Source organism: Rhodococcus sp. NPDC059179 (genome assembly GCF_042754885.1).
Classification (GTDB): Bacteria; Actinomycetota; Actinomycetes; order Mycobacteriales; family Mycobacteriaceae; genus Rhodococcus_G.
On the sequence record NZ_JBHZBV010000004.1, the window covers coordinates 358,691 to 372,244 of the forward strand.

13 protein-coding genes and 2 tRNA genes are annotated in these 13,554 nt (G+C 67.9%); 7 read left to right on the forward strand and 8 right to left on the reverse strand.

Annotation, left to right across the window (positions count from 1 at the left end; translation table 11 throughout):
* Nucleotides 1-57 precede the first annotated feature (57 nt).
* Nucleotides 58-1,923 (reverse strand): helicase HerA-like domain-containing protein, encoded by a 1,866-nt coding sequence (locus ACFXMV_RS12225; RefSeq protein WP_378502072.1) that lies wholly within the window; start codon nucleotides 1,921-1,923, stop codon nucleotides 58-60.
* A gap of 118 nt (nucleotides 1,924-2,041) precedes the next feature.
* On the opposite strand from ACFXMV_RS12225, the gene orn reads away from it, so the two are divergent.
* Together orn and ACFXMV_RS12235 are read left to right on the forward strand one after the other, a co-directional pair.
* The gene (gene orn / locus ACFXMV_RS12230) at nucleotides 2,042-2,641 is read left to right on the forward strand and encodes an oligoribonuclease (RefSeq protein WP_378502073.1); all 600 of its coding nucleotides are present in this window, start codon (nucleotides 2,042-2,044) and stop codon (nucleotides 2,639-2,641) included.
* An 88-nt stretch (nucleotides 2,642-2,729) separates the two neighbouring features.
* A tRNA-His gene (locus tag ACFXMV_RS12235) sits at nucleotides 2,730-2,802 on the forward strand.
* Between the two features lie 199 nt (nucleotides 2,803-3,001).
* Here ACFXMV_RS12235 and ACFXMV_RS12240 read toward each other — a convergent pair.
* On the reverse strand, nucleotides 3,002-4,129 hold the full coding sequence (locus ACFXMV_RS12240; RefSeq protein ID WP_378499071.1) for an Ig-like domain-containing protein: 1,128 nt from the start codon (nucleotides 4,127-4,129) through the stop codon (nucleotides 3,002-3,004).
* 388 nt (nucleotides 4,130-4,517) lie between these two features.
* Here ACFXMV_RS12240 and ACFXMV_RS12245 point away from each other — a divergent pair.
* The 4 genes from ACFXMV_RS12245 to ACFXMV_RS12260 all read left to right on the forward strand — a co-directional run bounded on the left by ACFXMV_RS12245 (nucleotide 4,518) and on the right by ACFXMV_RS12260 (nucleotide 7,875).
* Nucleotides 4,518-4,590: transfer RNA gene (locus tag ACFXMV_RS12245), tRNA-Lys, on the forward strand.
* A gap of 177 nt (nucleotides 4,591-4,767) precedes the next feature.
* Entirely contained in the window at nucleotides 4,768-7,122 is a 2,355-nt protein-coding gene (locus ACFXMV_RS12250; protein WP_378503657.1) for a sulfatase-like hydrolase/transferase, read from the forward strand.
* 13 nt (nucleotides 7,123-7,135) lie between these two features.
* Nucleotides 7,136-7,603 carry a DUF2254 family protein gene (locus tag ACFXMV_RS12255; RefSeq protein WP_378499068.1) on the forward strand — a complete coding sequence of 156 codons (468 nt, stop codon included), beginning with the start codon at nucleotides 7,136-7,138 and terminating at the stop codon, nucleotides 7,601-7,603.
* Nucleotides 7,604-7,713: 110 nt separating this feature from the next.
* Nucleotides 7,714-7,875, forward strand: coding sequence for a hypothetical protein (locus ACFXMV_RS12260; protein WP_378499067.1), 162 nt, complete (start codon nucleotides 7,714-7,716; stop codon nucleotides 7,873-7,875).
* 55 nt (nucleotides 7,876-7,930) lie between these two features.
* Here ACFXMV_RS12260 and ACFXMV_RS12265 read toward each other — a convergent pair whose 3' ends face one another.
* Nucleotides 7,931-8,416, reverse strand: a complete 486-nt coding sequence (locus tag ACFXMV_RS12265; protein ID WP_378499066.1) for a hypothetical protein — start codon at nucleotides 8,414-8,416, stop codon at nucleotides 7,931-7,933.
* Nucleotides 8,417-8,424: 8 nt separating this feature from the next.
* Nucleotides 8,425-8,646 (reverse strand): DUF3618 domain-containing protein, encoded by a 222-nt coding sequence (locus ACFXMV_RS12270; protein WP_136910318.1) that lies wholly within the window; start codon nucleotides 8,644-8,646, stop codon nucleotides 8,425-8,427.
* A gap of 126 nt (nucleotides 8,647-8,772) precedes the next feature.
* Between ACFXMV_RS12270 and bcp the strand changes: the two genes are divergently transcribed.
* Complete coding sequence (gene bcp / locus ACFXMV_RS12275; protein WP_378499065.1) at nucleotides 8,773-9,246, forward strand: thioredoxin-dependent thiol peroxidase; 474 nt, start codon at nucleotides 8,773-8,775, stop codon at nucleotides 9,244-9,246.
* A gap of 17 nt (nucleotides 9,247-9,263) precedes the next feature.
* On the opposite strand, the gene ACFXMV_RS12280 is transcribed toward bcp, so the two are convergent.
* The 4 genes from ACFXMV_RS12280 to ACFXMV_RS12295 all read right to left on the reverse strand — a co-directional run bounded on the left by ACFXMV_RS12280 (nucleotide 9,264) and on the right by ACFXMV_RS12295 (nucleotide 13,491).
* Nucleotides 9,264-10,610: a dipeptidase gene (locus tag ACFXMV_RS12280; protein WP_378499064.1), complete on the reverse strand. Its 1,347-nt coding sequence runs from the start codon at nucleotides 10,608-10,610 to the stop codon at nucleotides 9,264-9,266.
* 33 nt (nucleotides 10,611-10,643) lie between these two features.
* Nucleotides 10,644-11,108 (reverse strand): hypothetical protein, encoded by a 465-nt coding sequence (locus ACFXMV_RS12285; RefSeq protein ID WP_378499063.1) that lies wholly within the window; start codon nucleotides 11,106-11,108, stop codon nucleotides 10,644-10,646.
* A complete protein-coding gene (locus ACFXMV_RS12290) occupies nucleotides 11,108-12,574 on the reverse strand; it encodes an APC family permease (protein ID WP_378499062.1) in 1,467 nt (488 codons plus the stop codon). Before ACFXMV_RS12290 ends, ACFXMV_RS12285 begins: the two co-directional genes overlap by 1 nt.
* 173 nt (nucleotides 12,575-12,747) lie before the next feature.
* Nucleotides 12,748-13,491, reverse strand: coding sequence for a TetR/AcrR family transcriptional regulator (locus ACFXMV_RS12295; protein WP_378499061.1), 744 nt, complete (start codon nucleotides 13,489-13,491; stop codon nucleotides 12,748-12,750).
* Nucleotides 13,492-13,554: the final 63 nt, after the last annotated feature.

Here is a 13,554-nt window from a genome sequence, read left to right on the forward strand (position 1 = left end):
TGCGGCACCCGTGCGCGGTTGACGGGTCTATAGACCTGTCAACCGCGCACGGGTGCGTCAGCGCCTGCGGCGGCGACCGGTGCCGAAGATCGAGCGCGAGATCTCCCGGCCTGCGACGGTGGCAGCCGACCTCAGGAAGCTCTTGACCGCGGAGTTCTCCATGATTCGCTCGACCGCGCTCGGCTCGTCCGGCGGCGGGGGCGGCAGATCGGGCAGATCCGGCAGGGCGGGCGGCAGCTCGATGCCGTCCGCGTTCGGCGCCCCGGACACGCTCGCCGTCAGCTTCTCGTAGGCGGACTCGCGGTCGATGGTCTGCCCGTACTTCGCGTGCAGCGGGCTCGACGCCGCCGCGGCCCTGATCGCCGGCTCACCGATGGTGTCCATGAGCGAACGCGGCGGCGGGATCTTGGCCCACGCCACCGGTGTCGGCGCACCCTTCTCGGACAGCACGGTCACGACGGCCTCACCGATACCGAGGGAGGTCAGCGCCTTCTCCAGGTCGTAGTGCTCCGTCTTCGGGTAGGTGCGAACCGTCTTGTTCAGCGCCTTCTGATCGTCCGGGGTGAACGCGCGCAGGGCGTGCTGGATCCGCGCACCGAGCTGCGAAAGCACGTTGTTCGGCACGTCGGTGGGCAGCTGGGTGCAGAAGAAGACGCCGACGCCCTTCGAGCGGATCAGCTTGACGGTCTGCTCCACCTGCTGCAGAAACGCCTTCGACGCGTCCGCGAAGAGCAGGTGCGCCTCGTCGAAGATGAACACCAGCTTGGGCTTGTCCACGTCGCCGACCTCGGGCAGCGTCTGGAACAGGTCCGCGAGCACCCACATCAGGAAGGTGGAGAACATCACCGGCCGGGCCGCCTGGGCACCCAGCTCGAACAGCGTGATGATGCCCTTGCCGTCCGGTCCGACGCGCAACAGGTCCTCGGTCTCGAGCTCGGGCTCACCGAAGAAGGTGTCGCCGCCGTCCGCCTCCAGGTTGACCAGCGCGCGCAGGATCACGCCCGCGGTCGCCGAGGAGACGCCGCCGATACCCTTGAGGTCGGCCTTGCCCTCGTCGGAGGTCAGGTGCGCGATGACCGACCGCAGGTCCTTGAGGTCGAGCAGAGCGAGGCCCTGGGTGTCCGCCCAGTGGAAGATCAGCCCGAGGGTGGACTCCTGGGTTTCGTTGAGCCCCAACACCTTGCTGAGCAGGATCGGCCCGAAGCTGGTGATGGTCGCACGAACCGGGATGCCGATGCCCTCGGTGCCGAGCGAGAGGAACTCGACCGGGAACGCCGTCGGCGCCCAGTCCGAGATGCCGGTCGAGACGGCTCGCGCGACCATCTTCTCGCTGCCCTCGCCGGGCGCGGAGAGTCCGGACACGTCGCCCTTGACGTCTGCCATCACCACCGGCACGCCCGCCGCCGACAGCTGCTCGCAGATTCCCTGCAGCGTCTTCGTCTTGCCGGTGCCGGTCGCGCCCGCCACCAGGCCGTGCCTGTTGATCGTGGCCAGCGGGATCCGAACGCGCGCAGCGGGATCCACGACGCCGTCGACGATCACCGTGCCCAGTTCCAGCGCCGCGCCCTCGAAGGCGTAGCCCGCGGCGATCTCCTGCGCGGCAGGACTGGCCACCGGGGCGGCCTCCGTCGCGGCAGGGGCCGCGGACTCGGCGGTCGCCGCCTCGGCGGGAGCGGTGGCATCGGGAGCGGTGGCGGCCGGATGGGCCGCGTCGGCGGTCGCCGGCTTGGCCGGGGTCTTCGCTGCCTGAATCCGCGCTGCCTCGGCGGCGGCCTGCTCCGCCGCCTCCGCGGCGGCCAGCGCGTCGGCCGCCACGCGGGCGGCCTCCTCCGCAGCGGCCTTGGCCGCCTTGGCCTTCTCCTCGAGCGAGGCCGAGTCCACCTGTGGAGCGGATTCACCGGATGGGGTTGGATCCACCGTCATTCATGCCCTCCTCGGAGCAACAACGCTAGGAAAGTGTCCGCCGCCGACCAACCGGAACGCGGCCCGCGAGGCGACCAGATGACCTTAACCCGGCCATCGCCTGACTACTGTGTTCCTGGTGCAGGACAAACTTGTGTGGATCGATTGCGAAATGACCGGACTGCGGCTCGGCACGGACAAACTGATCGAGGTGGCCGCGCTGGTCACCGACAGCGATCTGAATGTTCTCGGAGACGGGGTGGACATCGTCATCCATGCCGACGACGCCGCGCTGGCCGACATGCCCGACGTCGTCAAGGAGATGCACGAGCGCTCCGGGCTGACGGAGGAGGTGCGCCGGTCCACGGTGACGCTCGAGGAGGCCGAGCAGCAGGTGCTCGCCTACATCCGCCAGCACATCCCCGCCGCGGGCACCGCCCCCCTGGCGGGCAACTCGATCGCCACCGACCGCGGATTCCTGTCCAGGGACATGCCCGCGCTCGACGAGTACCTGCACTACCGGATGATCGACGTCAGCTCGATCAAGGAACTGTGCCGCCGGTGGTACCCCCGGATCTACTTCGGCCAGCCGGAGAAGGGGCTCGCGCACCGGGCCCTTGCGGACATCCAGGAATCCATCTGCGAACTCAAGTACTACCGCCGGACCGCGTTCGTCGCGGATCCCGGGCCCTCTACCGGCGACATCGCCGCGGTTGTCACGGATCTGGTCGCCGAATAGATATCGATTGGCGTTCCGGCGATGAGTCAGGCTAATATCGTCCACGCCGATGCGAACAGCCCGAGAGGGCGAAGCCGTGACGGCAATGGTGACTGTAGTTCAGTTGGTAGAGCACCAGGTTGTGATCCTGGCTGTCGCGGGTTCGAGTCCCGTCAGTCACCCGTAGAGAACGCCCCCCGACTCCGGTCGGGGGGCGTTCTTCGTTTCCGGCACGCCCCCCGGACCTCCCCGATGTCACATTGATTCAGCCCAGGCGAACCGGTGTGACATTGGGGAGGTCGACGGAGAGGTCGCACCGGCCATACAACGCAGCGGACCCCGCACCCTGAGGTGGGTGCGGGGTCCGCTGCGGTTGGCTTGTCAGGCGTTGACGTTGCCGGCCTTCCACGTCGACCACGGGATGTTCCAGTCACCGAGGCCGTCGGTGCCGGACAGCGTGCCACCGACAGTGTTCTTCACGAGCACCAGGTCGCCGCGCTTGGTGTTGTCGAAGACCCACTTCGCGTTGGCCGGACTCAGGTTCAGGCAACCGTGACTGACGTTGTTGTAACCCTGATCCCCCACCGACCACGGTGCCGAGTGGAAGAAGATGCCGCTGTACGACATCCGGGTCGCGAAGTCCACGGGAGTCTTGTAGCCCTGGGGCGAGTTCACCGGGACGCCATAGGTGGACGAGTCCATCACCAGGTGTGAGAAGCGGTCCCCGATGATGTAGACGCCATTGTCGGTGGGCGAGCTGTCCTTACCCATCGAGGTCGGCATCGTCATGACCACCACGCCGTTGCGCTCGAAGGTGACCTGCTTGGTGTTGTCGTCGGCGATCGCGATCATCGAGTCCCCTATCCGGAACTCACGGTGCTCGTTCGCCTGGCCGAACAGGGCGCCGCCGAGGTTGCGGCCGAAGACGTTGACGTCCACGGTCACCGCGGTGCCGGGGGCCCAGTAGTTCTCGGGACGCCAGCGCACCTCGCGGTCGTTGACCCAGTAGAAGGCGCCCGGCACCGGCGGGTTGGTGACGACGGTGATGGCATCCTGCGCGGCCTTGCGGTCCGGGATCGACTCGTCGAACTGCACCGCGACGGGCTGGCCGATTCCGACGACGTCCCCGTCGCCGGGCATCACGTACGGCTTGGTGAGGTTGCCCGGCGAACTCGTTGTGAAGCTCGACACCGTCGTGCTCGCGCCGCCGAGACCGAAAGCGTCGGCCTGCAGTCGGTATTCGCCGTTGTATTCGAGCGGCTGCGTGTTCACCCAGGACTGCCCGTCGGGGGCGATGGCGCCTGCCACCGGCTCGCCGGACTGGTCGAGCAGCGTGACGCTGGACAGCTTGCCGTCCGCGACCCGGACCGCGATCGGGTCTCCGGGCGAGTGCCCGACCGCGCCGTCCGCGACGACGGACGTCACCTTCGGCTTGATCAACTCGAACACCGGGTTGAGGTCGATGGCCGACTGCGCGGGCGCAGCCTCAGCATTCTCCCCGAACGGCACCGCGCATCCGGCCGCCAGGAGTATCGTCGCCGCCGCAACCGCCACCGCGCCCAGCGTTCCCCGTATGGTCGCCACCTGAACCCCACCCTCGTGTACTCGAAGCCAAAAACACACCATCGACAGCCGGCCGCCGCAGGGCGCACACCGGACGTGCAGAGCTGTGAACTGCCATGATGCCAGGCACGGCACCGAGCGATCCAACAGCCTCCCGGCCGAACTCATAACGTTCACATTCCAATCGCCGTCGAGGCCACCAGCGTTACCCCGGTAGGGGTCCCGACCAGCCCCCGGACGGCCGGCGACCTGCTGATTTGCATTCGCTCGGATCGCTCGTCTAATGTTCTCCACGTCGCAGAGAGCGGGGCGCGAGTCCCGAGCGAGCGAGAATGCGCCTATAGCTCAGTTGGTAGAGCAAGTGACTCTTAATCACTGGGTCCGGGGTTCGAGTCCCTGTGGGCGCACCCGAAAAGCCCCCCTGATCTTCACGATCAGGGGGGCTTTCGTGGTTTGCCGAAACGACTGCACGAGGGCCGATTCGCCCCTCTGGTGTACAACCGCCGACTAATCTGGCCCTTCTACAGGCGCCGTCGGGCGTTCCGATGCATGACAACGGAATGTGAGCAGCCATGGTGGATCGGATGGGCGATCGTCGCGAGGTACTACCGATACCGGACCGGCCGCATGTCGGTTTGCTCACCTACGACGCGAAAGATCCGGACACGACCTTTCCGCCGATCGAGCCGCTGCTGCCACCGGCGGGCGCACCGAATGTGCTCGTGGTCCTGCTCGACGACGTCGGGTACGGGGCCAGCAGTGCCTTCGGCGGGCCGGCAGACACACCGACCGCGGAACGACTGCAGCGCGGCGGGCTCACCTACAACCGCTTCCACACCACCGCGCTGTGCGCGCCGACCCGAGCCGCACTGCTCAGCGGTCGCAACCATCACTCGGTGGGGATGGGCATGATCACCGAGACCGCGACGTCGGCGCCCGGCTCGTCTGGGCTGCGCCCGAACACCAAGGCCGCACTGCCCATGACGTTGAAACTCAACGGCTACTCGACGGCTCAGTTCGGCAAGTGCCACGAGGTGCCGCCGTGGCAGACGTCGCCGGTCGGCCCGTTCGATGCCTGGCCCACCGGGGGTGGCGGGTTCGAGCACTTCTACGGGTTCATCGGCGGTGAGAACAACCAGTACTACCCGGCGCTCTACGAAGGCGTCACGCCGGTCGAGGCGGACAAGACGCCTGAGGAGGGCTACCACCTCACCGAAGACCTGGCCAACCGCGCCATCGACTGGGTGCGCACCCAGAAGTCGCTCGCGCCGGACAAGCCGTTCTTCGTCTACTTCGCACCCGGCGCCACCCACGCCCCGCACCACGTGCCGCAGGAGTGGGCGGACAAGTACGCCGGCCGGTTCGCCGACGGGTGGGACACGCAGCGCGAGAGCACCTTCGAGCAGCAGAAGCAGCGCGGATTGGTGCCCGCCGACGCCGAACTCACCGCGAGGCCGGACGTGATCCCGGCCTGGGACGAGATGGACGAGGCACTCAAGCTGGTGCTGGAACGTCAGATGGAGGTGTACGCGGGGTTCCTCGAGCACACCGACCATCACGTCGGCCGGGTCATCGACGCGATCGAAGCGCTCGGAGCGCTCGAGAACACGCTCGTGTACTACATCATCGGTGACAACGGGGCCTCCGCCGAGGGCACGCTCAACGGGGCGTTCAACGAGATGGCGAACTTCAACGGCCTCGCCGCGATCGAGACACCGGAGTTCATGACCGAGGTGAAGGACAAACTCGGCACCACGGAGGCGTACAACCACTACTCGGTCGGCTGGGCGTGGGCCATGTGCGCCCCCCTCCAATGGACCAAGCAGGTCGCCTCGCATTGGGGCGGCACCCGCAACGGCACGATTGTGCACTGGCCGGCCGGAATCCGCAGCAGAGGCGAGACCCGGTCCCAGTTCACCCATGTCATCGACGTCGCGGCGACGGTGCTCGAGGCGGCGGGGCTGCCCGAGCCCACCTTCGTCAACGGCGTGCAGCAGGCACCGATCGAGGGCACCAGCATGGTGTACAGCTTCGATGAGGCCGATGCCCCGGAGCGGCACGACCTGCAGTACTTCGAGATGGCCGGCAACCGCGGCATCTACTACAAGGGCTGGAGCGCGGTCACCCGGCACAGCACCCCGTGGCTGCCGAACGAGGTGCTGCCCGCGCTCGACGACGACGTGTGGGAACTCTACGACGGAGCCACCGACTGGACGCAGGCCCACGACCTGGCCGCAGAAATGCCCGAGAAACTCGCGGCGCTGCAGCGACTGTGGTTGATCGAGGCCGTGAAGTACAACGTGCTCCCCATCGACGACCGCCGGTTCGAACGGCTGAACGCGACTATCGCCGGCCGTCCGCAACTGGTGTCCGGCAACACCCAGGTGCTGTTTCCCGGGATGAAGCGTCTCAGCGAGAACAGCGTCCTCGACATCAAGAACCGGTCGTTCACGGTGACCGCGGCCATCGAGACACCGAGGAAGGCCGCCACCAACGGTGTGATCATCGCGCAGGGTGGCCGCTTCGGCGGGTGGGCCCTCCACGTCAGCGACGGACGCGCCAAGTTCGTCTACAACCTGCTCGGCATGACGGAATTCGTTACCGAGGCAGACGAGGACGTCCCGGCCGGCAGTCACCAGATCCGCGCCGAGTTCGCCTACGACGGCGGCGGACTCGCGAAGGGCGGCGACGTCACCCTCTACTACGACGGCCGCAACGTCGGCGCCGGTCGGGTGGACCAGACCCAGCCGATGATCTTCTCGGCCGACGAGACAACGGACATCGGCGACGACTACGGGATGCCTGTCAGCGCCGGCTACAGCGGCGCAACCAAGTTCAACGGACGAATCGACGTCGTGCAGATCGACGTCGGCGACGACGACCACTCCCACCTCATAGACCCGGCCGAAGTCTCGCGGGTGGCCATCTCCCGTCAGTGACGGGGAGCGACCCGTGCCCGCCCCCGTCGGTCGTGCCTTCCTTCCCCGTAGACGACGCCTGCGCGCCGGACTGACGCAGTTACTGCTGATCCTGGCCGGACTGGGGCTGGGCCTCGTCGTGCCGACCATCACGCGCGGACCCGAAGTGCCCGCCCGTCAGGTCACCGACCTGCTGGTCACCGTCGGCCTGGGGTTGCTCGGCGCGATCGCCGTGATCTTCTCGCTGCTGTTCCTCGTGGTGCAGTGGGCCGCCACCAACTTCACACCACGGCTGACCCTGTTCCGGGACGACCCAATCGTCTGGCGGACGTTCGCTTTCGCGATCGGCCTGGCCGTCTTTGCCGTCACGGCCGCCCTCGCAATCGGCAATCAGACGGAGGTGTCGGCGATCGTGCCCGCCATCGCCATGCTGTTGCTGCTGGTGATGCTCGCACTGCTGCGGACCTGCTCGACCGGGCCGCCGCAGACACAGCACCGCTGAGCGTCGTCGACAGCGACGGCGAACTGCGAGTCGTCATCCCGCTGCCCGGGTTCGACGCCTTCGTTCGAACCGGCCTCGACGACGTCATCGCAGCTGCCGCGACCTCGCCGATGACCGTCGACCGACTCCGGGTGCTGCTGATACGGACACGAGACCGGTCGGGGCCCGCCGACCGTCGGTTGCTCACCGCCCGGCTGGCGTGGGTCGACGAACTGGCCGGACGCTTCACCCACCTTCGCCCACCGCTCGGCGACGACCGTCCACCACATTGAGCACGACTCGGATCCGCACCCGGACATGCCGGGGTTCGACCCACCGGGACCGCGCCTACCCCTCGAAGTGCCGCTGCAGCCTTCGGTGCCTGTGCGCGAAGAACCGCCCGATGGCCCGCTCCAGCAGGCCGGGCAGCCCGGGGACGACGGCAATGGGCCGACGCGGCGCGAAACACACCCGGTCGTGCACGCGGGTCCGCGCTGCGCCCAGGGCGGTCAATGTCCGCTCGTGTTCCCACGTACTCATCGAGGCCATCGTCGAGCGCTCCAGGAACCGGCGACCCGGCTCCAGCTCGGCGAGCATCAGGTCGTCATAGTCGAACGGGACGATGCCGAACAGGTACAGCCGGCATCGTCCGACCTTGCGGCCGACCTCTACGGTGTCCACCGTCAGCCCCCGCGCGCCTCGTGGCATCGCCATCCGCAGCAGCGGCATCATCTCGTCGTTGATGCCCTGCGGAGTGACGATCCGCGCCCAGACGGCCTCTCGCGGCGCCTCGACGACCGAGGTCCGCTCGAAGGTGTGGGGTCGGGTGGACACCGCGTCGATCAGCGGAAGATCTTGCGCAGCACCAGTACCGCGACCAAGGCGCCCGCACCGATCAGGGCGAACTTGACCGGCGGCTCGTTGACCTTGGCGACGAGGCCCGCCTTGGCGTTCTCGACCAGTCGCTTCGGGTTGGTGCGGACGCTCAGTTCGTCGAGCGTGCTGGCGAGCTGGTTGCGCGCCTGCTCGATGTCGCGCTCGATGCTCTCGGTGTCCCTGGGCACGTGGATCCCACTTTCTCTCATCGTCGACCTTGCTTGTCATGACCGTACCGGTGCGACGCGCGCGGGGGCAGGGAGGAACCGCCGACGTCGGGCGTCCGGGCCGGGCGGACAAGTAACGTGACCGTCGTGACCGAGAACATCAGACTCGCCGCCGGGGACACCGCGCCCGGCTTCACCCTTCCCGACGCCGACGGCAAGGAGGTGTCCCTCTCCGACTACCGCGGGCGCAAGGTGATCGTGTACTTCTACCCCGCCGCCTCCACCCCCGGCTGCACCAAGCAGGCCTGCGACTTCCGCGACAACCTGGCCGAACTGAACGGCGCCGGACTCGATGTCGTGGGCATCTCCCCCGACAAGCCCGCGAAGCTGGTCAAGTTCCGCGACAACGAGGAGCTCACCTTCCCGTTGCTGTCGGATCCGGAGCGGGAGACGCTCAAGGCCTGGGGCGCGTTCGGTGAGAAGACCATGTACGGCAAGACGGTGCAGGGCGTGATCCGCTCCACGTTCCTGGTCGACGAGCAGGGCAAGATCGAGGTGGCCCAGTACAACGTCCGCGCCACCGGGCACGTCGCCAAGCTCCGCCGCGACCTGTCCGTCTGACGCCACCCCGGGTTAGGTCAGCGGGCTGCGCCGAACCGGCCGAGGAACAGTGCCTCCGCCACCGCGAGGTTCTCGATCTCGGACGGGTCGACGCTCTCGTTCGGTGCGTGGATGAGGCAGCGCGGCTCCTCGACCCCGAGCATCACGATCTCCGCACCGGGGACCATGTGCGCGAAGACGTTGCAGAGCGGGATCGAGCCGCCCTGCCCGACCGTGCCGAGCGGCTTCCCGAACGCCTCCGCCATGGCGTCGGCGAGGGCCGCGTAGCCGGGGCCGTCGGTGCTGGCGCGGAACGGCGACCCGATCTGCTCCGGCTCGACGGTCACCCGCGCCCCCCACGGCGCGGCGGCCTCCATGTGCGCGGTGAGCGCGTCCTGCGCCTTCTGCGGGTCCATCCCCGGCGGCACCCGCAGGTTCAGCCGCGCCGACGCCTTCGGTTGGATCGCGGCGGCCGATCCGACCACCGGCGGGCAGTCCATCCCGAGGATCGTCAGCGCGGGCCTGGCCCACACCGAATCCGCGACCGAGCCGGAACCGGCCAGTCCCACGCCGTCGAGCACCCCCGCGTCGGTGCGGAACTGCGCCTCGGCATACTCGGCGCCGTCCCACGTCTGATCCGAGTCGAGCCCGGCGACCACCGTGTTGCCGTCGGCGTCGCGGAGCGTGGCGAGCATCTGCACCAGCGCGGCGAGGGCGTCGGGTGCAGGACCGCCGAACATCCCGGAGTGCACCTCTCCCGCCATCGTCTCCACGTGGACGACGACATTCGCCACCCCGCGCAGGGTGATCGTCGCGGTCGGCTCCCCGACCTCGGCGTTGCCGGTGTCCACCACCAGGATCATGTCCGCCGCGAAGAGGTCCGGGCGCTGCTGCACGAGGGCCTCGAGGCCGCCGGTGCCCATCTCCTCGGACCCCTCGGCCACCACCCGGATTCCGACCGGAAACGGAGTGCCCAGTGCCCGCAACGCGAGCAGGTGCATGACGATGTTGCCCTTGCAGTCCGCCGCGCCGCGTCCGTACCAGCGGCCGTCACGTTCGGTGAGCTCGAACGGCGGCGTGTGCCACAGCGTCTCGTTGCCCGGCGGCTGAACGTCGTAGTGGCAGTACAGCAGGACCGTCGGGGCGCCCTCGGGCCCCGGCTGGTGACCGACGACAGCGTGCGAGCCATCCGGGGTCTCGATCAGGTCGACCTTGCCGATCCCGGCCGCGACGAACGCCTCTCGCACCCATTCCGCCGTGTCCTTGCACCCCTCCGGCGGGAACTGACGCGGATCGGCCACCGACTTGAAGCCAACAAGCGTCGCAAGCTCCTCGCGTGCGGTTGGCATCAAATCCCTTACCTTGGCGCGAATCTCGTCCGACATTGCCACCTCCTGGGTTCTCACCTTCGGCCGACGCTATCGACCGTCGACCAGTTTCAGATCGTTCAGGTACTTCTCGAACTCCGCCGACTGCTGCGGGCAATACACCGCGATCACGAGCCGCTCCCCCGCGACCATGTCGCGGGTCGCGAGAATGGGGCGCTGACCCGGCCCTGCTGCACCGTTGACGAGTTGCTGGTTGAGGACACCGGCCTTGAGCGCGTCGCCCGGGTCGATGCACGCCGCGCCGCCGCCTGTTCCGAGTACGCGTGCGGTCGCCTCGACGTCGAGCGTCCCCAGCCCGGCCGCCTGGAACCGCTGCGCGAGCTCGGTGGCCTTTGCGTCGGCGTCGGCGGAGCGATGGTTGTCGGCGAAGGTGACCAGACCCCAGACCGTCAGACCGACGAACAGCGCGAACGCCGCCAGGTAGAGGATCCAGTGCGTGTTCTCCGGCCGCTCGTACATGTCATCGACGGCGGCGACGCTGACCCCACCGCTCATCACGCCTCCTTCAACGGGTCGGCCGAGACTTCCTGTTTCCACGACGGTTTGCGCATCGCCAGGATCAGGAACGGGACCCCGAGCCCGACGATCCCGAACCCGCCGCCGACGATGAGGATGTACACCAGGACGCCGCCGCTGCCGAACTGAGACGGCGGCACGAAGCCGATGCAGAACGCCGCGAGGCTCGACGCGATGCCGACCCAGCACAGCAGGAACAGCGCGGGCGCGCGGTAGCCGCGCGGCTGATCCGGCCGGTTCTTGCGCAGCCGCATCGCCGCGATGAACATCAGCACGTACACCACGAGATAGACCTGCGTGGTGATCACGGACAGGATCCAGTAGGCGCTGGAGACCTCGGGGATGAACGCGTACAGCAACGCGATCATCGTCGTCACCACGCCCTGGGCGACGAGGATGTTCTGCTGGATGCCGTGTTTGTTGAGCCGCTGCAGGATCGGCGGGAGGAAGCCGTCCTGCCTGCCGATCATCAACAGGCCCTTGGACGGACCGGCCAGCCAGGTGAGCATGCCGCCCAGCGAGGCCGCGATCAGCATGAGGGCCAGCACCGGTGTGGCCCAGCCGAATCCGAAGTGCGCGAAGAAGGTGTCGAAGGCCTGCATGACGCCTGCGGTGAGCGAGAGCTTCTCGGCAGGCACCACCCAACTGATCGCGATGGCGGGCAGGATGAAGATCGCCAGCACCAGACCCATCGCCACGAACATCGCCCGCGGGAACTCGCTGGCCGGTTTGCGCAGGCTGGAGACGTGGACGGCGTTCATCTCCATCCCCGAGTACGAGAGGAAGTTGTTGACGATGAGCACCAGGCTCGCGATGCCGGTCCACGCGGGCAGCAACGCGCTGAACTCCATCGGCGCCGCGGAGGCGTTGCCCTGCCCGAGGAACACCACGCCCATGATGATCAGCAGCACACCCGGGATCAACGTGCCGAGAACCAGTCCGGCACTGGACAGTCCGGCCACCGCCTTCATCCCCCGCGAGGAGACGAAGACACCGGTCCAGAACAGCGTGACGATGATGATGGCGGTATAGAGCCCGTTCGACGCCAGCGACGGATTGATCACGTAGGCGAAGGTGCTCGCCACGTAGGCCAACAGCGTCGGATAGTAGAAGATCGTCATCGCGAACTGACACCAGACGGCGAGGAAGCCCGCCTTGTCGGAGATGCCCTCGCCCACCCAGCGGTACACCCCACCTGCCCAGCCCGACGCGAGTTCCGCGGCGACCAGCGAGGTCGGCAGCAGGAACACGATCGCCGGGACGATGTAGAGGAACACGCAGGCGAGCCCGTATACCGCCATCGACGGCGCGGATCGCAGGCTGGCGACCGAACTAGTCGTCATCATCGCCAGCGCGATCCAGGTGATGTATTGCTGCCGGGGTGCGACACTGATTCGCTTCGGCGCCGAGGCGCTGTCTGCTGGCCCCACTGTGTCAACGCTCATCGGTTCCCACCAATCGACGTCGGACCGGGTCACCGAGGCGACCTCAGGCTTCGCCTAGCACTATTCCCCCCGCGCAACGGATGTGCAGCGGATAGGCCGCATCACCCGCCGAAATTCACCCGATTCGGATGAGAGGGCGCGGCGCCCGCACCGGGGACCGCTCCTCCCGGAACTCAGCTGTGCGCGTCGATCAACCGCTCGATCCCGTCCAGCAGCAGACTGAGGGCGAACCGGAAATCCGCATCGGCCCACTGGACGTCCACGCCACGGGGATCCTCCTCGAAGGCACCCCCCGACACCGCCCTGAGCAGGTGCGGAAACCCGTCCGGGTCGAGCAGCGCGGGCAGGAGCGAGGCGTACTCGCCGTCCTCGGCGGCGGCCGCGGCGGCGATGTCGGTGGAGAACCGGGCCCGTCCGATGACGTAGAGCGAGGTGTTCAGCACCACCTTCACCTTGAGCGCCTCCGACAACGGGGTCTCGCTCAGGCGCGCCAATCCCGCGTCGAGCCAGCGCATGTTGTTCGGGCCCGTTGGCGGGGCGACGATCGGCAGCTGTAGCCACCAACTGTGCCGCAGCACGCCCTCACGCTCGGCGATCGCCCACTGCTGCAGTCCTTCCCGCCACGCCAGCCCCTGGGCGAATTCGGGGGGCGCACCGAGGGCCCGATCCGAGATCAGCTCGATCAGCTCGTCCTTGCTCTCGACGTAGCGATACAGCGACATGGTGGTGAACCCGAGCGCCTTGGCGACCCGGCTCATGGACAGCGCGGCCACCCCCTCGCTGTCCGCGAGTTCGATTGCCGCGTCGAGTATCTGCTCGAGGCTCAGTCCGCGGCGCGGCCCCCGGCTCCCCGGCTCGGCCAGCCCCCACGCGAGCTTGATCTTCCGCGGAAGCTCCTGGCCGCCACTGGTCTCCATCCGCGCTGTGCTCCTGTTCTCGGACTCTTGCGCCCATCCTAAAACTGTGTATGGTCTACACCA